This is a genomic window from Pseudomonas borbori (assembly GCF_900115555.1).
GTDB lineage: Bacteria > Pseudomonadota > Gammaproteobacteria > Pseudomonadales > Pseudomonadaceae > Aquipseudomonas > Aquipseudomonas borbori.
In genome coordinates, this window is sequence record NZ_FOWX01000050.1 from 1 (window position 1) to 17,100 (window position 17,100).

Annotated in this window: 21 protein-coding genes and 1 pseudogene; 19 read left to right on the forward strand and 3 right to left on the reverse strand. The window is 61.6% G+C overall.

All coding sequences use genetic code 11. From position 1 onward, the window contains the following. Nucleotides 1-288, reverse strand: a 288-nt coding sequence (locus BM315_RS22510) for a transposase (RefSeq protein ID WP_141124009.1), incomplete at its 3' end; no start/stop codon positions are given. A gap of 67 nt (nt 289-355) precedes the next feature. On the opposite strand from BM315_RS22510, the pseudogene BM315_RS22515 reads away from it, so the two are divergent. The 17 genes and pseudogenes from BM315_RS22515 to BM315_RS22590 form a co-directional block, all read left to right on the forward strand. Next, nucleotides 356-2,137 (forward strand): annotated as a pseudogene (locus tag BM315_RS22515) (conjugal transfer protein TraG); the annotation flags it as partial. Next, the gene (locus BM315_RS22520) at nt 2,134-2,586 is read left to right on the forward strand and encodes a ribbon-helix-helix domain-containing protein (protein WP_090505753.1); all 453 of its coding nucleotides are present in this window, start codon (nt 2,134-2,136) and stop codon (nt 2,584-2,586) included. The pseudogene BM315_RS22515 and the gene BM315_RS22520, both read left to right, overlap by 4 nt. A gap of 59 nt (nt 2,587-2,645) precedes the next feature. Next, complete coding sequence (gene trbB / locus BM315_RS22525; protein ID WP_090505790.1) at nt 2,646-3,590, forward strand: P-type conjugative transfer ATPase TrbB; 945 nt, start codon at nt 2,646-2,648, stop codon at nt 3,588-3,590. Further along, nucleotides 3,587-3,928: a TrbC/VirB2 family type IV secretion system protein gene (locus BM315_RS22530; protein WP_090505755.1), complete on the forward strand. Its 342-nt coding sequence runs from the start codon at nt 3,587-3,589 to the stop codon at nt 3,926-3,928. Before trbB ends, BM315_RS22530 begins: the two co-directional genes overlap by 4 nt. After that, nucleotides 3,925-4,197, forward strand: a complete 273-nt coding sequence (locus tag BM315_RS22535) for a VirB3 family type IV secretion system protein (RefSeq protein ID WP_090505757.1) — start codon at nt 3,925-3,927, stop codon at nt 4,195-4,197. Before BM315_RS22530 ends, BM315_RS22535 begins: the two co-directional genes overlap by 4 nt. Before the next feature lie 10 nt (nt 4,198-4,207). Beyond that, on the forward strand, nt 4,208-6,637 hold the full coding sequence (gene trbE / locus BM315_RS22540; protein WP_090505759.1) for a conjugal transfer protein TrbE: 2,430 nt from the start codon (nt 4,208-4,210) through the stop codon (nt 6,635-6,637). Next, the gene (gene trbJ / locus BM315_RS22545) at nt 6,634-7,368 is read left to right on the forward strand and encodes a P-type conjugative transfer protein TrbJ (RefSeq protein ID WP_090505762.1); all 735 of its coding nucleotides are present in this window, start codon (nt 6,634-6,636) and stop codon (nt 7,366-7,368) included. Before trbE ends, trbJ begins: the two co-directional genes overlap by 4 nt. Nucleotides 7,369-7,379: 11 nt before the next feature. Then, on the forward strand, nt 7,380-7,571 hold the full coding sequence (locus BM315_RS22550; RefSeq protein ID WP_090505764.1) for a hypothetical protein: 192 nt from the start codon (nt 7,380-7,382) through the stop codon (nt 7,569-7,571). Then, entirely contained in the window at nt 7,568-8,746 is a 1,179-nt protein-coding gene (gene trbL / locus BM315_RS22555; protein ID WP_090505766.1) for a P-type conjugative transfer protein TrbL, read from the forward strand. Before BM315_RS22550 ends, trbL begins: the two co-directional genes overlap by 4 nt. Before the next feature lie 12 nt (nt 8,747-8,758). Further along, on the forward strand, nt 8,759-9,466 hold the full coding sequence (trbF, locus tag BM315_RS22560; protein ID WP_090505768.1) for a conjugal transfer protein TrbF: 708 nt from the start codon (nt 8,759-8,761) through the stop codon (nt 9,464-9,466). Continuing rightward, nucleotides 9,463-10,455, forward strand: coding sequence for a P-type conjugative transfer protein TrbG (gene trbG, locus BM315_RS22565; RefSeq protein WP_090505770.1), 993 nt, complete (start codon nt 9,463-9,465; stop codon nt 10,453-10,455). Before trbF ends, trbG begins: the two co-directional genes overlap by 4 nt. A gap of 2 nt (nt 10,456-10,457) precedes the next feature. Further along, a complete protein-coding gene (locus tag BM315_RS22570; protein WP_090505773.1) occupies nt 10,458-11,762 on the forward strand; it encodes a TraB/TrbI/VirB10 family type IV secretion system protein in 1,305 nt (434 codons plus the stop codon). Continuing rightward, nucleotides 11,759-11,992: a DUF2274 domain-containing protein gene (locus tag BM315_RS22575; protein WP_090505775.1), complete on the forward strand. Its 234-nt coding sequence runs from the start codon at nt 11,759-11,761 to the stop codon at nt 11,990-11,992. Before BM315_RS22570 ends, BM315_RS22575 begins: the two co-directional genes overlap by 4 nt. 109 nt (nt 11,993-12,101) lie before the next feature. Beyond that, complete coding sequence (locus tag BM315_RS22580) at nt 12,102-12,380, forward strand: type II toxin-antitoxin system RelE/ParE family toxin (protein ID WP_090505777.1); 279 nt, start codon at nt 12,102-12,104, stop codon at nt 12,378-12,380. A gap of 16 nt (nt 12,381-12,396) precedes the next feature. Next, entirely contained in the window at nt 12,397-12,684 is a 288-nt protein-coding gene (locus tag BM315_RS22585; RefSeq protein WP_090505779.1) for a HigA family addiction module antitoxin, read from the forward strand. 174 nt (nt 12,685-12,858) lie between these two features. Then, a complete protein-coding gene (locus BM315_RS24770; RefSeq protein ID WP_170862291.1) occupies nt 12,859-13,017 on the forward strand; it encodes a hypothetical protein in 159 nt (52 codons plus the stop codon). Nucleotides 13,018-13,052: 35 nt separating this feature from the next. Continuing rightward, on the forward strand, nt 13,053-13,340 hold the full coding sequence (locus BM315_RS22590) for a HigA family addiction module antitoxin (RefSeq protein ID WP_090505781.1): 288 nt from the start codon (nt 13,053-13,055) through the stop codon (nt 13,338-13,340). A gap of 256 nt (nt 13,341-13,596) precedes the next feature. Here BM315_RS22590 and BM315_RS22595 read toward each other — a convergent pair whose 3' ends face one another. Next, a complete protein-coding gene (locus tag BM315_RS22595; RefSeq protein ID WP_244527361.1) occupies nt 13,597-14,448 on the reverse strand; it encodes a type IV toxin-antitoxin system AbiEi family antitoxin domain-containing protein in 852 nt (283 codons plus the stop codon). A gap of 315 nt (nt 14,449-14,763) precedes the next feature. Between BM315_RS22595 and BM315_RS22600 the strand changes: the two genes are divergently transcribed. Both BM315_RS22600 and BM315_RS22605 read left to right on the forward strand, forming a co-directional pair. Further along, entirely contained in the window at nt 14,764-15,024 is a 261-nt protein-coding gene (locus BM315_RS22600) for a helix-turn-helix transcriptional regulator (RefSeq protein WP_090505786.1), read from the forward strand. A gap of 2 nt (nt 15,025-15,026) precedes the next feature. Next, on the forward strand, nt 15,027-16,361 hold the full coding sequence (locus tag BM315_RS22605) for a type II toxin-antitoxin system HipA family toxin (RefSeq protein WP_090505788.1): 1,335 nt from the start codon (nt 15,027-15,029) through the stop codon (nt 16,359-16,361). 109 nt (nt 16,362-16,470) lie between these two features. On the opposite strand, the gene BM315_RS22610 is transcribed toward BM315_RS22605, so the two are convergent. Then, nucleotides 16,471-16,722: a helix-turn-helix transcriptional regulator gene (locus tag BM315_RS22610; RefSeq protein ID WP_090505794.1), complete on the reverse strand. Its 252-nt coding sequence runs from the start codon at nt 16,720-16,722 to the stop codon at nt 16,471-16,473. Between the last annotated feature and the right edge of the window lie 378 nt (nt 16,723-17,100).

Sequence of the window (17,100 nt, forward strand, 5' to 3'; positions counted from 1 at the left end):
TTCCGACATCAAGAGCGCGGTAGCCTTTTTTAATATCGATTTTTCCCGTTCAAGGCGGGTAATCCGGGCTTCCAACTCCTGGATTTTCTGCTGTTCCGGTGTCAGCGCTTTGCTCTGCGGGGTAACGCCTTGGCACTCCTGCTGCACCTGGCTGACCCAGCGGCGTAGTGCTGACTCACCAATGCCGAGTGAACGGCTGGCTTCGATGTAGCTGTAATCTTGCTTGAGCACGAGATCGGCAGCCTCGCGTTTGAATTCAGCAGAAAAGGAACGGCGTTGTTTGGTCATCTGACACCTCGATCTGGCGAGCATTCTCGCCTAAATGGGTGTCCGGAATCAGTAGACCACTACAGACATCTTCAACTTCGGCGGATCCATCGCCGCGGCAAGCAGCCTCGTGGCTGTATTGGTGGCCATCGGTATGGCCATCTGGCGCGCCCGCCAGGCACGGCGAGTCACCACCTACGGTTCGGCGCGCTGGGCCGATGCGACTGAGGTGCGCGAAGCCGGGCTAACTGAAGCGGCAGGCGTTTTCCTCGGTGTCTTTGAGGAGCAGTACCTACGCCATGAAGGCCCCGAACACGTTCTGGCATTCGCACCGACACGCTCGGGCAAGGGCGTTGGCCTGGTGGTGCCCACCCTGCTCGCCTGGCCGGCCTCTGCAGTTATCCACGACATCAAGGGCGAGAACTGGAGCCTGACCGCTGGCTGGCGCTCGCGCTTCTCGCATTGCCTTCTGTTCAATCCCACTGACCCGGCTTCGGCAGCCTACAACCCTCTGCTTGAGGTACGCCGCGGCACCCATGAGGTGCGCGATGTGCAGAACATCGCCGACATCCTGGTCGACCCGGAAGGTGCACTGGAAAAACGTAACCACTGGGAGAAGACCAGCCATGCGCTGCTGGTCGGTGCCATTCTGCATGTGCTGTACGACAGCGACGACAAGACCCTGCGCGGGGTCGCCAACTTCCTTTCAGACCCGGCCTGCACCTTTGAGCTGACCCTGCACCGGATGATGACCACGCCCCATCTAGGCGAGAGGCCTCATCCGGTTGTGGCCTCGGCCGCTCGGGAAGTGCTGAACAAGAGCGAAAATGAGCGCTCGGGCGTGCTTTCCACGGCCATGTCCTTCCTTGGTCTGTACCGCGACCCGACAGTGGCCAGCGTGACAGAGCGCTGCGACTGGCGAATCGCCGACCTGATCTCGGCCAAACACCCCGTCTCGCTGTATCTGGTGGTGCCGCCATCCGACATCAGCCGCACCAAGCCACTTATCCGCCTGATCCTGAATCAGGTCGGGCGTCGCCTGACCGAATCCTTGGACGGTGCCGACGGCATCGAACGTAGGCACAAGTTACTGCTGATGCTCGACGAGTTCCCCGCGTTGGGTCGGCTGGACTTCTTCGAGTCGGCCCTGGCCTTTATGGCCGGCTACGGGCTACGCGCCTTCCTGATCTCACAGTCGCTCAACCAGATCGACAAGGCCTACGGCCAGAACCACTCGATCCTCGACAACTGCCATGTGCGGGTGACCTTCGCCACCAACGATGAGCGCACCGCCAAGCGTATCTCCGAGACACTCGGTACCGCCACCGAGTTACGTGCTCAGCGCAACTATGCCGGCCACCGCCTTGCTCCCTGGCTGGGGCACCTGATGGTGTCGCGCCAGGAGACCGCACGCCCTCTGCTGACGCCGGGCGAGGTGATGCAACTGCCCACCGACGAATCGGTGGTGATGCTCTCCGGCCATGCACCGATCCGGGCGAAGAAGCTGCGCTACTTCGCCGACGCCAATTTCCAGCGCCGGGTGCTGCCGGCTCCGCAGCTGCAGCCTGGGAAGTACGTCGATGCGCCAGCGGCCCGGGCAGATGACTGGAGTGCTCTGGCCGTGCCGGCAGCCGTTTCCGTCCCGCTTGCAGGAACCCATAACAGGGAATCCCTCGATGGCGGCGGCCCACGTCTCCAGCCCGAGCTGACGGAAATCGCCGACCTGCCTGATCCCGAAGACCCGGCCAGCGATCTGTTTCTCCTCGACGAGGACGACGCTCCCGCGCCCTTCCCCTCCCAACTCGAGCCGCGACTGCAACGCGCGGCTCGACTGGCCGCCCTCGACCCTGACGACGGAATAGCCCTATGAGCCGAGCCCGCCTGAACCTGTTCATCCAACCGGAGCACGCCAAGCGCCTGAACGAACTGGCAATCAAGAAAGGTGTGTCGAAGTCCTCGATCATTGCCGCAGCGCTCGCCTCCTGGCTATCGCCGGACTCCGGTGACCAGCGTGAGGCGGCCATTGCCAAACGCCTGGATCGATTGTCTCGCCAGTTCGAACGACTGGAGCGCGATCAGAACATTCTGATCGAGACCATGGCGCTCTATGTGCGCTACTACCTGACGGTGAGCACGCCGGTGCCCGAGGCACACCAGGACGCCGCCCGGGCTCAAGGCAAGCTGCGCTTCGCCCAGTTCATCGAGCAACTGGGTCGCCACCTGCAGCGCGGCCGTAGCCTGGTCAAGGACGTACAGGAGGAGATCCAGCCTGACGCCCAGTGGCTGGACATCCCCGAAGCCTCGGGAGACCGGCCATGACCGGCGCCCCGCATGTAACGCTGGCAGCGGCCGCTACCTCCCTGGATCGCCGCACCCGCATGCTGCGCACGGCGATGGGCCCGCTGGTCGCCGCCGCGCTGGAAGACCCCGACGTGGTGGAGGTCATGCTCAACCCCGACGGGGCGCTCTGGCTCGACAGGCTCTCCAGCGGCCGGGCGTCGCTGGGCGCGCTTTCAGCCGACGACGGCGAGCGCATCATCCGCTTGGTCGCCGCGCACATCGGTGCGGAGGTGCACCGTGACAAGCCGCTGCTGAGCGCCGAACTGCCGGAAACAGGCGAGCGTTTCGAAGGTTTACTCCCACCCATCGTATCTGGACCGACCTTCGCACTGCGTAAACGCGCCATGAGCGTGATACGGCTGACTCAATACGTTGCAGACGGAATTCTCACGCCAGCACAGGCCGACTACCTGCGTGGTGCAGTACTCAATCGGCAGAACATCCTCGTGGCCGGTGGAACCAGCACCGGAAAGACCACGCTGGCCAATGCCCTGCTCGCTGAAGTGTCCGGTACGGGAGATCGAGTCCTGGTGCTGGAGGACACGGTCGAGTTGCAGTGCTGCGCCCACGACCATGTTGCATTGCGAACCCGTTGCGGTGTGGTGTCCATGGCCGACCTGGTGCGCACCACCCTGCGCCTGCGTCCCGACCGAGTGGTAGTCGGCGAGGTGCGCGGCGGCGAAGCACTGGACCTGGTCAAGGTCTGGGGTACAGGCCACCCAGGCGGTATTGCCACCGTCCACGCCGGTTCCGCCCATGGAGCCTTGTTGCGCCTGGAGCAACTGATTCTCGAGGTTGCCATGACCGCCCCCCGCGCCTTGATCGCCGACGCGGTCAACCTGGTGGTTTTTCTCGCAGGGCGCGGCCGCGCCCGCCATATCCAGCAAATCGCCCGCGTCGTCGGCCACGACGAACACGGCTACCGGCTCGAGACCACCGAACCCGCTCAAGCCCTGCCCTCTGCCTCTGGAGAACAGCAATGACCGCAGCCTTTGTCCGGCCCATCCATCTACGCCTATCTGCTCGTACGCTGACAGTGGGCGCGCTTCTACTGGGCATTGCCTTGCCGGCTTTCGCAGCCGGCTCCGGGATGCCCTGGGAGGGACCTCTGCAGTCGATTCTCGACTCGGTGCAAGGCCCAGTGGCGAGGATCATGGCGGTGATCATCATCATTGTCACCGGCTTGACCCTGGCCTTCGGCGATACCAGTGGCGGCTTCCGCAAGCTGATCCAGATCGTCTTCGGCCTGTCCATTGCCTTCGCCGCGTCTTCATTCTTCCTGAGCTTCTTCAGCTTTGCCGGCGGGGCGGTGATCGCATGAATATCGATAGCGATTTCATCGCGGGCTTCGAGGTGCCACTGCACCGCTCTCTGGCCGAGCCGATCCTGCTCGGCGGAGCGCCGCGCAACGTGGCCATCCTCAACGGCACCTTGGCCGCCGTTGTCGGGCTGGGCCTGCAACTGTGGATACCGGGCTTGGTGCTCTGGCTGGTCGGCCACTCGCTGGCTGTCTGGGGTGCCCGGCTGGATCCGCAGTTCCTGCAGGTCTTCGCCCGGCACATCAAGCATCGCCCCCTGCTTGACGTATGAGGGGGACGCCATGCTGAACCTAGCCGAATACCGCCACCGTCCTTCGCAACTCGCCGACTGGTTGCCCTGGGCCGGCCTAGTCGCCCCTGGGGTCGTACTCAACAAGGACGGCTCGTTCCAGCGCACCCTGCGCTTTCGCGGGCCAGATTTGGACAGCGCCACTCCGGGCGAGTTGGTAGCCACCTCTGCGCGCTTGAATAACGCCCTACGTCGCCTTGGTTCGGGCTGGGCCCTGTTCATCGAGGCCGAGCGCCTGACCGCTGCCGGCTACCCACAAAGCGAGTTTCCCGAGCCGCTATCCTGGCTGGTTGACGAAGAGCGCCGCGCCACCTTCGAGGCGCAAGGCAGCCACTTCGAGAGCGCCTATCACCTGACGCTGCTCTACTTGCCAAACGAGGAGTCACGCTCGCGTGCTGCGGGGTTGCTCTACGAGCACAAGACGCAGCGCGGCGTCGACTGGCGCGAGAGACTGGCCGCCTTCATGGCGGAGACGACACGCTTCCACGACCTGCTCGAAGGTGTGATGCCAGAAGTCAGCTGGCTCGACGACAGCCAGACGCTGACGTACCTGCACGCTACGGTGTCGACCCACAGGCAGCGTGTTGCTGTTCCTGAAGTGCCCTTCCACCTGGACGCTCTGCTGGCCGACTCCCCGCTGAGCACAGGTTTGGCACCCAGACTGGGCGAGCAGCACCTGCGCGTGCTCTCGGTGCGAGGTTTCCCAGCCTCGACCTGGCCCGGCCTACTAGACGACCTGAACCGTCTGGGTATCGCCTATCGCTGGTCGACCCGCTTTATCTGCATGGATAAGGACGAGGCGGAGAAGGAACTGGTGCGTCTACGGCGGCAGTGGTTCGCCAAGCGCAAGGGTGTCCTGGCCCTGCTGCGTGAGACCCTCTTTCAGCAGGAGAGCCCGCTGGTCGACAGCGATGCCTCGAACAAGGCCAGCGACGCCGATGCGGCCCTGCAGGAACTCGGAGTCGACCGGGTCGCCTTCGGCTACGTGACCGTGACCGTTACGGTGAGCGACGCCGATCCGCGGGTAGCCGACGAGAAGCTGCGTCTGGTCGAGCGGGTGATTCAGGGCCGAGGTTTCGTCACCATTGCTGAAAGCTTCAATGCGGTGGAGGCCTGGCTGTCGTCCATTCCGGGCAACGCCTACGCCAACGTGCGCCAGCCGATCATTTCCTCACTCAATCTGGCGCACCTGATGCCAGTCTCGGCGGTGTGGGCCGGCCCTGCGTGCAACGCTCACCTCGACGGCCCACCGCTGGTGGTGACCCGTACCGATGGGGCTACGCCTTTCCGCCTGGTCACCCATGTCGGCGACGTCGGCCACACCCTGGTGGCGGGGCCGACCGGCATGGGCAAGTCGGTGTTGCTGGCGACCCTGACCATGCAGTTCCGCCGCTACCCTGGCTCACGTCTGTTCATCTTTGACATGGGCCGCTCGCTGCGTGCGACGGTCCTGGGACTAGGTGGTGAGCATTATGACCTGGGCGGTGATGGCGACCTGGCCTTCCAGCCCTTGGCGCGCATCGATCAGGACAGCTATCGCACCTGGGCCGCCGAGTGGCTTGAAGGCCGCGTGCTGCATGAGGGCGTTGCCGTCGGCCCGGATCAGAAAGCAGCCCTCTGGACAGCCCTCAAAAGCCTGGCCGGTGCGCCGGAGGCCCAGCGCACTCTGACAGGGCTGTGCATGCTGCTGCAGGACAACGCCTTGCGTCAGGCCCTGCAGCCTTATGTGCTGGGCGGTGCTCACGGCAGGCTGCTGGATGCAGACACCGATCGCCTGGGTACCGGCGACGTGCAGTGCTTCGAGATGGAAGAGTTGATGCACAGCAAGGCGGCAGTAGCGGCCGTTCTCGGCTACCTGTTCGCCCGCTTCGAGGCGCGCTTTGACGGGGCTCCTGCCCTGCTGATCCTCGACGAAGCCTGGCTGTTTCTCGACGACCCGCTTTTTGCCGCACGCATCCGCCAGTGGCTCAAGACCCTGCGCAAGAAGAATGTCTCGGTGATTTTCGCCACCCAGTCGCTCGCCGACATCCAGAATTCCAGCATCGCCGCCGCGATCATCGAGAGCTGCGCGAGCCGTATCTTCCTGCCCAACCCTCAGGCCAGTGAGCCGCAGATACGCGGCATCTACCAGGGCTTCGGGATCAACAATCGGCAGATCGAGATCATCGCCCAAGCCACCCCCAAGCGTGACTACTACTACCAATCGCGCCAGGGCAACCGGCTATTCGACCTCGACCTGGGGCCGGCGGCGCTGGCTTTCACTGCAGCCGCAAGCCCAGCCGAGCAGCGCGATATCAGCCAGGTCCTGCACGGCGCTGATGCCACTGGCTTCGCCCCCGCCTGGCTACGCCATCGTGGGCTTGGCTGGGCCGCCGACCTGCTTACTTCCCATACCCCACAACGCAAGGAGCTACTGCCATGACGCCTCGCGCCCGCCTTACGCCAATCGCCGTCTTATTGACCCTGGGTTTGCTGGGATTCCAGCCGGCGACCGCAATGACCGTCATCGACCCGACCAACCTGGTGCAAAACATGCTGACCGCGGTGCGCACCCTGGAGGTGATCAACAACCAGGCCAGCCAACTGCAGAACGAAACACAGATGTTGCTGAACCAGGCCCGCAACCTGGAAACCCTGGACATCAACGTGCTCAATCGCTTGCGCACGACCCTGGCCAGCACCGAACGATTGCTGGCCGAGGCCCAAGGTTTGGCTTTTGACGTACAGCGTCTGGACCAGGAGTTTACCCGCCTGTATCCGGTCGAATACACCAGTTCCGTCAGTGGCGAGCGCATGGCACAGGACACGCGCGCGCGTTGGAAGCAGGGACTCGATGGCCTGCACACCGCCATGCGCATGCAAGCCCAGGTGGCGCAGAACCTGGCCCAGTACGAGAGCGTGCTGGCCGACCTGGTCAACCGAAGTCAGTCGGCCAGCGGCGCACTGCAGGCAAGCCAAGCCACCAACCAACTGCTGGCCCTGCAGGCTAAGCAATCGATCCAGGCGCAGCAGTTGCAGATCACCCAGAACCGCGCCATCGCCCTGGAGCTGGCGCGCCAGGCCGCGGCGGTGGAGGAAGCCCGCGAACTGCGGCGACGCTTTATGGGCAGTGGTACTCCCTACACCCCTCATCCCGTGCAGTTTTACCGGTAGTGGGGGGTGCGATGAAAGCTCCATTGCTGATACCGGTTCTGCTCGTACTGACTGCCTGCGGGCGCGGCGGCGAATCCGATGAAGCCAGGCAGCACGCGCCCCTGCATGAGCGCTTTTACTCCGGCTGCGCTCTGCCGGGTGAGTTCCAGACACCCGAAAGCCTGCCAGCCATTCCAGCGAGTTTCGAGGAGGATGCGCCGTGAACGATGTCAGCGTGATCGATCATTTCCTCGAGGTGTTCTCGCGCTACATCGACTCGGGTTTTGGCCTGCTCGGCGGCGAGGTGGCTTTTCTCACCCTCACGCTGGTGGTGATCGACATGACCCTGGCCGGCCTGTTCTGGGCCATGGGTGGAGAAGACGTTACCAGCAAGCTGATCAAGAAGACCCTCTATGTCGGAGCCTTCGCCTTCATCATCGGCAACTTCAATACCCTGGCCGGGATCATCTTCCGCTCCTTCGCCGGCTTGGGCCTGCTTGCCTCAGGCTCCGAGCTGACCCAGGCCGAGTTTCTGCAGCCCGGACGGCTGGCGTCCATCGGCATCGAAGCCGGCCGACCGATGCTGGAGCAAATCAGCAACCTCAGCGGCTTCCCCAAAGTCTTCGGCAACCTTGACAGCATCGTTGTCCTGCTCCTGGCCTGGACTGTGGTGGTGATCAGCTTCTTTATCCTGGCCATCCAGCTGTTCGTCACCCTGATCGAGTTCAAGTTGACCACCCTGGCCGGCTTCGTCCTGGTGCCCTTCGCGCTTTGGAACAAGACCGCCTTTCTCGCTGAGAAGGTGCTGGGCAATGTGGTTTCCTCTGGCATCAAGGTACTGGTGCTGGCGGTGATAGTAGGCATCGGCTCCGGTCTGTTCGCTGAGTTCCAGACGTTGCCGGACAAGCCCTCCATCGATCATGCGCTGGTAGTCATGCTTGCCGCCCTGGCACTGCTGGGCCTGGGTGTTTTCGGCCCGGGTATCGCCACCGGCCTGGTCTCCGGGGCACCGCAACTTGGTGCCGGTGCAGCCGCCGGCACTGCCCTTGGCGCAACAGGGATGGCGGCTGGAGCCGCTGCGCTTGCCACAGGCATCGGCGGTGCCGTGATGGCCGGCGCACGTATGGCTCCGGGCGCAACGCGCCTGGCCATGGGTGGTGCACAGACGGCGAACACCGCCTTGCCCCAGGTAACCCAGCCTGCAGGAGCAGCAGCAGGTAGCGCTTCCGCTGCGGGTGCCACGCCAGGCGCGCCAGCCAAACAACCCGACTGGGCTAAACGCCTGCAGCGCAAGCAACAACTCACCCATGCCGCCACCACCGTTGGCCACACCCTGCGCGGTGGTGATGGCGGTGGCTCATCACCTGGACCACAGGTGCGCGACCCGTCGAATTCGTGAAGGAGAACGAGCATGCGATTCAAACGCCCTCAGGTGCGTTACAGCGACACCCCGCTACCTGCAACGCCTTATCAGGCAGCAGCGCAGGTATGGGACCAACGCATGGGCACGAGCCTGGCGCAAGCGAAGAACTGGCGCTTGATGGCCTTCGGCTGCCTGAGCCTGGCCTTGCTGATGGCTGGTGGTCTGGTCTGGCGTTCGGCCCAGTCGATGGTCACGCCCTATGTGGTGGAGGTCGACAGTGCCGGCCAGGTGCGGGCCGTTGGCGAGGCGGCCAGCCCTTACCAACCCAACGATGCGCAGATGGCTCACCACCTGGCGCGCTTTATCAGTCTGGTGCGCTCGCTATCCATCGACCCGGTGGTGGTGCGGCAGAACTGGCTGGAGGCTTACCACTACACCACCGACCGGGGCGCTGCGACGCTCAACGATTACGCCCGCGCCAACGATCCCTTCACCCGGGTCGGCAAGGAGTCGGTGACAGTCGAGTTGAGCAGCGTCGTGCGCGCCAGTGACAACTCGTTCCAGCTGCGCTGGAACGAGCGCCGCTATGTGAATGGCGCGGCTGCGGGCCTGGAGCGCTGGACCGCGGTGATATCGATCGTGCTGCAGCCTCCACGGAGTGAGGAAAAACTGCGCCGCAACCCATTGGGCATCTACGTAAACGGCCTGTCGTGGAGCCGTGAATTGGACACTACGCAAGGAGCCAAGACCCCATGAAGACCTCCGCATACCTTTACGCATGCCCTCTCCTGCTGGCCATGCTGACCGGCTGCGCCAGCCAGGGTAAACCGCCGCCGGTCATTGCCTTGGACCAGCCGGTGGAAGCCCAGCGCCTGCCGGAACCACCCAAGCCCATCAAGGTGGTGGCAGTGCCGCAGCCACTGGCCTTGCCGGCACAGCTGAAACCGCTTCCTGCTACCAAGTCGGGTAACCGGGCCAAGGAGCCCGCCGATGAGCAAGTACGCGTCTCACGTGCCAATCGGGACGCCCGCATTGCGCCAACCCAGGAGGGCTATATCAACGCCATTCAGGTGTGGCCGTTTTCCGATGGCGCGCTGTATCAGGTGTACACCAGCCCAGGCCGCGTGACGGTGATCAACCTGCAGGCAGGCGAAGAGCTGGCCACAGTGGCGGCCGGCGACACCGTGCGCTGGATCGTTGGCGACACTACCAGCGGCAGTGGTGAGGAGCTTCGCATCAGCGTGCTGGTCAAACCCACACGCAGCGACCTCAAGACCAACCTGGTCATCACCACGACGCGGCGCACTTACCTGCTCGAACTGACAGCCACCGAGCAGGCCTGGATGGCCTCGGTGTCCTGGGATTACCCCAAGGATCGCATGCTCGCATTGCAGCGCCGCGCCAACGCCGCTCAGACGGCTGCACCGGTCGCCTCCGGCCTGGCGTTGGAGCAGTTGCGTTTTCGCTATGCGATCAGCGGCAGCAATCCGCCTTGGAAGCCGCTGCGGACATTCGACGACGGCAAGAAGGTATATATCCAGTTTCCTGCGGGCATCGCCCAGGGCGAACTGCCGCCGTTGTTCGTGATCGGCCCGGAGGGCGACGGCCAGTTAGTCAACTACCGCTTCCGCTCGCCCTACTACATCGTGGACCGGCTGTTTGGTGCAGCCGAGTTGCACCTCGGCGCAGACAAAGGCGACGTGGTTCGAATCGAGCGCACCGATGGTGTAGCGCGGAGGCCCTGAGTATGAGCGCTGTCGATAACGCCCAGGACACCCATTGCGCAGAACTACCGCCCAAGGTGGCCCCGGAAAGTCTCGAACTGCGTGCCCAGCCGCGCCCGGTCACGCGCCTAAATCCGAGGATGCTGGCCGTCCTCGCGGGAGGACTGGCCACAGCAGTACTTGGTGCCATGCTCTGGTCGCTGCAGCCGCAACAGCGCCGGCAAGGTGCAGAGCAAACCGAGTTGTACAACGTAGACCGTGTGGCCCGTTCCGAGGGGCTGGAGCAGTTACCAGCCGACTACTCGCAGCTGCCGCCACCCTCGGCACCCGAAGTACCGCAACTGGGGCCAGCCTTGCCCGGCGATCTAGGCGGGCCCATCCTCAGGGCCGAGCAGCAGGCCCAGGGCTATGACTACCGCCATGCGGGCCCGGACCCGGCTGAGGCCGAGCGGCTGGCCCGGGCCAAAGAAGCGGAGGAAGCAGCACGGTCCTCAGTGTTTTTCCGCTCAGGTGGCAGGCGGACAGCAAGCGCGGCCCCCCCAACCGAAAACCGGCCTGATCATTCGCAACTGATCGGACTCGGCCCCATGGCGGCCGGGCCCGCGTCGACTGCCGCAGCACCCGCAAACGCCGTATCAACGCAGAACCGGCAGGAGCAGAAAGAGGCGTTTCTCAGTAAATCCGCATCCCCACAAATCCGTAATTCAGGATTTGTGCAAATGCCCAACTCCCCGTACCAAGTCATGGCCGGCACCGTGATCGCTGCCGCCTTGGTCACCGGTATCAAATCAGACCTACCGGGCGATGTAATCGCCACGGTGACCGAACCGGTCTACGACAGCGCCACCGGCCAACATGTGCTGATCCCTCAGGGTTCGCGCCTGCTGGGCCGCTACAACAGCCAGGTGAGCTACGGCCAGAGCCGCGTGCAGGCGGTGTGGCAGCGGGTGATCCTGCCCGATACCTCGTCCTTCCAGCTCGACAACCTGGTTGGCAGCGACACCGCCGGCTATGCCGGCCTGGAGGATGGCATGGACTGGCACTGGGACCGGGTTGTCGCCGGCGCGGCCATGACCAGCCTGTTGGGTATTGGTGCCGAGTTGGCATCACCGGTAAACCGAACCGACGGCGACCGGGTCATCATCGCCGGGCGCGACAGCCTGCAGGACACGGTTAACCAGGTCGGCCAGGAGGTCACCCGCCGCAATCTCGATATCCAGCCCACGCTGACCCAGCGCCCCGGCCTGCCGCTGCGCGTGATCGTCAATCGCGATCTGGTGTTGCTTCCCTATCAGCCCTTGTTTATCCAGCAGAGGAACCCGCAATGAACCCGAACAAGCTGCGCCTCGGCCCCTTGCCGAAGACCGAGAACCTGAAAGTGACCTTCACCTGTCCGGCCGGCCTGAAGGCCGACCTTGAACGCTATGCGGCAGTGCATTCGCAAGCGTATGGAGAAGAGGTCGATGCCCTGACGCTCATCCCGCACATGCTGGAAGCATTCATGGCGAGGGATCGGGTGTTCAGGAAGGCCAACGCCGGAGCAGATAGAGGCAATTGATCGTCTCCACGCACGTTCTATCGCAAAGCCACTCGCGAACGGCAAAAGCCCTAGCGGAACATTCCACTCGCGGTTGAAAACCGTGACCTAATACATCACACTTGACACTATGATCATAAGCTTCCGGCACAAAGGCCTACGCATTTTTTATAAATCTGGCTCCACCAAAGGCATTCGAACGGACCACGCCAAACGTCTGAGCCGAATGCTGAGTTTCATGGATCGAGCCTGCGAGCCAACCGATCTCGATATACCCGGTTGGCGGTTACATCCCCTCAAAGGGGAGCTGCAAGAGTTCTGGTCGCTCACAGTCAACGGTAACTGGCGAGTGATCTTTCGTTTCGTGGGTAGCGACATAGAACTCGTCGACTACCTTGACTACCACTGAACAGGAGGATGCCACCATGGTCATGTTCAACCCGCCGCACCCTGGTGAAACGCTGCTCGAGGATGTGCTCCCCGAGTTGGGCATCAGCATTGCAGAACTGGCCCGCCGCCTTGGTTTTGCACGTGAGTCCTTGTCCCGGGTCCTGCACGGCCACGCACCGATCAGCCCGGACCTGGCCGTTCGCCTGGAACTGGCCGGCATTGGTAAAGCCCGCACCTGGCTGGGCGTACAAGCCGATTATGACCTGTGGCAAGCGAGGCATCGCAAGCAGCCCCATATCGAGCGCTTTGCCGCCATCGCTTAACGGCTAACCGGCAAGATGCGGAGCAACGCGGTGAAACGCAGGTACAACATGGTGCCTGGGCAGCTAATGCCCTCGACTCACCCGCTGCCCGATCTGCCTCAGTCGACACCAAGTGTTCGGAAGAAATTGATTCATGCCTCCCTAGAGGGGATGCTCACTTGAACGAGGTCTAAAATGTTCGGTATCACCAAAGCAAAGACTGTCCCCTCCACCCCCTTTGCTGATTTCATTCGCAACGCTTCTTCTGGCGAGAAGAAGCGTGTGTATGAGCGCGTGCTGAAAAAAGCCACCGAGCGTCAAAATCGCGTGTTGGCAGAGGCTGCCAGCAAGTAACTCAGTGTCTTTCTGACTTCTATCCCCCATTATTAATGGTCATATTCAACCCGCCACATCCCGGCGAAACGCTGCTCGAAGACGTGATACCCGAACTGGGCATCAGCATTGCCGAACTGGCCCGTCGCCTTGGTTTTGCACGTGAATCCTTGTCCCTCGTCCTGCACGGCCAGGCACCGATCAGCCCAGACCTGGCCGTTCGCCTGGAACGGGCCGGCGTTGGCAGAGCACGCACCTGGCTGGACGTACAATCCGATTATGACCTGTGGCAAGCAAGGCATCGCGAGCAACCCCATATCGAGCGCTTTGCCGCCATCGCTTAATGGCTAACCGGCAAAATACGGAGCAAGGCGGTGAAACGCTGACGCAACACATGGTCTCTGGTCTGCCAACGCCCTCGGACTCACCCACGGCCCGATCTACCGCGGTCGACACCAGACGTTCGGAAGATGCCGACCTATGAAATTAAGAAAAAACCAATACAAACGCCTGAAATAAAGGTTTTCTTACCTCAGTTAAGAAAAACTGAGGCTCAGAGTCGGCCTAAAGGATTTTTGACATGCACCTAGTCGGATATGTCTATCCTAGGTGCTCATCCAGATCCGCCGGCAAGGTTATTTGGTAGGTCGGGTTCAAGTGTCCCCCTGGGACCAAGCAGCGCTTTCCCTTGCCGAGGTACACACCATCCAGCGAGACATGAGCCAGCCAGGCATGCTTGTGACGTTCGGCAAGTGCTAGGAATAACCGCTTGGCCTTTATGCTGGTGCAATGCTGCAGCAGCATGCTGACCCGCTGGGGGCGCAAGGTATCTGCACCTTGCATCAGCGCATCGACCTCATAGACGAGTGACGCATCGGATACGCCATCGCAAAGCTCAAGCAACGCACGCTCAGGTATAGAGAAGACTATGCGACCAAGGTCGCCATCAGCATCGACCCACTCGAGCCCAAAAGCTCGTAGAGCCTCGTCTGTTGTCTCTGTATTGAATTCTGGTGATTCCAGATCGAAGGGACTCTTTCCACAAAGCACCACCTTGGCCTTAAGCGGAAGCTTGCTCACCCATCCGGGGAGGCTTTCAGAACCATAGAGCGTGACGGTCTCGGACTCCCCCAGGCGCAAGTAATGCTCATGCCCTTGCCAAGCCAACGCAAAGCGCCCACCTACATGAAATTGAAGTCCATCACCGCTCTGTAGTGCCCGCACCACTCCAGCCCAAGTCAGGCGTCCTCCCCGTCGTTGATAAACACCTCGCGCAGGTGAGTCCAGCCAACCGCTGGCGATATACCTCGAGACGAGACTGCTGCTATAGCCGCGGTCCTTCAGCCAGGCGATAGAAACCAGATCTCGGTCACCCAGCATCGCTAGTAAGGAGTTTAATCTCCCTGTTTTTTGCGCATTCATAGTGAGCATTTTCGATAATGTATAAACCATGCCAATCAGCGTACTTTGAATTACATTGGTATTGACAGGTGAGTTGTCCTACAAGCCAACCGTCCACAGTCCATGGACGCGAACACTCTACAAGCGCACTCAAGTTCCAGAATTGCCTTCACCACGATCCACCCCTAGTGCGCAGTCAAGCCAATTCATGCCAGCTATTTTGTAGCCTTTAAGCCACATATAATGGCTAATACTCTCGCTTTGTAGCTCGTGAGCCACAAATCAGTTCTGGGTGCCCTTGCTTGAATGTAGCCTAAGAGCTACATTTATCGGTGAACTCGCTTTTTTGATGCCCGAGGGCTACAAATGACCACCCTATACGATGTCTCCGAAATGCTGAAAGAGGCGCGTAGTGACGCGAAGCTGAGCCAAGAAGCATTGGCTAGCAGTGCCGGCGTATCACGCTCCACAGTGGCCCGCATGGAAACATTGGCCAAAGGCGACATGAGCGTATCAGTGCTGGTTCGGCTACTGGAAGCAGCAGGCTATGACCTGAAGCTGGCTAAGGCCGGGCACGAACGCACGGTTGAAGACATCCTCAACGAGCAGAGGTCAGGGAGCGCTTGAACATGATCCTCGACGTCCATGTCAGCTCAAGGCTGGTGGCCAAGCTCTATCGGGAGCGCGATGAATACGTGCTGAAATACCGTCCAGGCACAGCACCTGAAGACTTTGTCAGCCTGACGATGCCTGTTCGCGAAGAAGCATGGCGCTGGCCCCGCGACCTGTTTCCTTTTTTCCGGCAGAACCTTCCCGAGGGGTATTTGCTGGGCGTTATTCGCGAAGAATTTGGCCCGCTCCTCGATGGCACCGACCTGTCGCTGCTTAGCGTGGTGGGAGGCACCGGCATCGGCAGAGTCTCCGTCACGCCTGAGGGCATTCAGCCTGGCGTCGAAATGGCACCGATTGAGATAAGCCATCTGCTCAAAGCGGAAAACACCAGCGAACGGTTCGCCACACTGGTACGGCAATACGCTCGGGTAGCCGTGTCAGGGGTCGTGCCAAAGTTCATTGCCACCGACGCAGCGGAACCTCGGGAGCCGCTGGGCAAACCGACCCTGCGCACCGGCTTTCACATCATCAAAGGCTCCGACGACACGACCCCTTTTCTAGGCTTCAACGAGTTCTACACCATGCGCGTACTGGAGCGGCTAAATGTCGTACCGGTCGCGGCCTGTCGCATGTCTGAGGACGGCAAAATCCTGGTGGTGGATCGCTTCGACGTGGACGGGTACGGCATCCCCTACTGCGGCGTCGAAGACGCCTGTGGGTTACTGGGTTTGCCGCCACATGAAAAGTACGTCCCCACCACCGAACGGGTGTGGAATGCCACACGGGCCTATATCCCCGCTGACCGTCTCCAAGCGCAACGCGAGCACCTAGGCTGGCAGCTACTGACCAACTACGTGGTGCGTAATGCCGACTGCCACTCGAAGAACATCGCGCTGTTTTACACCTCGCGTGCTGACGTGGCCTTTACCCCGATCTATGACCTGGTGACCACTCAGGCCTACCCGCGCTTCGCCAGCAACCCACCCGGCCTGTCCGTAGGCGGAAGACAAACCTGGACGCCAGGCCGTTCACTGGAAACTTTTTTCAAAGCCGTCTTAGGTATTCCACCGCGCCAGTATGCCGCCATGGTCGAACAGCTCTGCGAATCCGCCGTAGAGGTCGGCAAAGAAGTGATCGAAGCCGCGAAAAACGAGCCTGCCTGGCGTGATGTGGCTAAACATATGGTGCATGCCTGGAACGAGGGCATGGAGACATTGCGCAGCCCCAAAGCCGCCCCCCATTTCCGCGGCTTGGATACCGCCATCGAAGAAGCCGGCTTCTCAGGGCCGCGCAAACCAGAGCGCAGCCGTGAAGTGATAGGTCGCTCTGAATTGCTGGCAAAGAGGCGCTGAAGCACATTAAAGCTGGAACAGCTGTGAGGGTCAGTGGGGTACTGGCTTCAGGTGAGTAGCGAAACAGCTGCGCGCTATCCTGCGATAGAAACTGGCAGCAGGGTCGCCATCAGTCAAATACTCCGTGGATTTCGTCCAGCGTGGGCATGACTGCCGGCACGACGCTGAGCTCACAGTCGAGAGCTGCCAGCACTCGCGCATAAGCCATCATGCCCACCGACAGGCCTCCCTTTTCGATAGCGATGACTTTCTGCCGGGTGAGGCAAGCTAGGGAAGCAAGCGATGCCTGAGTCAACCCACGATTCAGTCGACGCTGCCGTAGTTGCTCGCCAAGGCGTAGCGTGATGAGGGAATAGTCCATGTTCTGTATACGCGACAAACCATATTAAATGTAACGTATACCTCCACGCGATGGACGTGGGACATTCATTCGCGTGCAAACACGTGCCATAAAACTTGACGAGACGCCCAGTCGCTCAGCGACCTTGGTCATCGGCCACTGCCAGACCTCTTCATATAGTTGTTCACGAGTCACCGGCACGCTTGGGTTTGAGTGAAATTGCTGGAACACCTCAACAGAAGACATACCTCGATCCTTACGTCCCGCATAGCTAGTCCCGCAATGCCTGCAGATAGCAAAACAGCCTGCGTATTTCGGCCCACCGTGACCGGTCGTTTCGGTAGATCGTGACCGTCCATTTCGCTAACGCGTGACCGCTCATTTCGCTAACAACGTGAC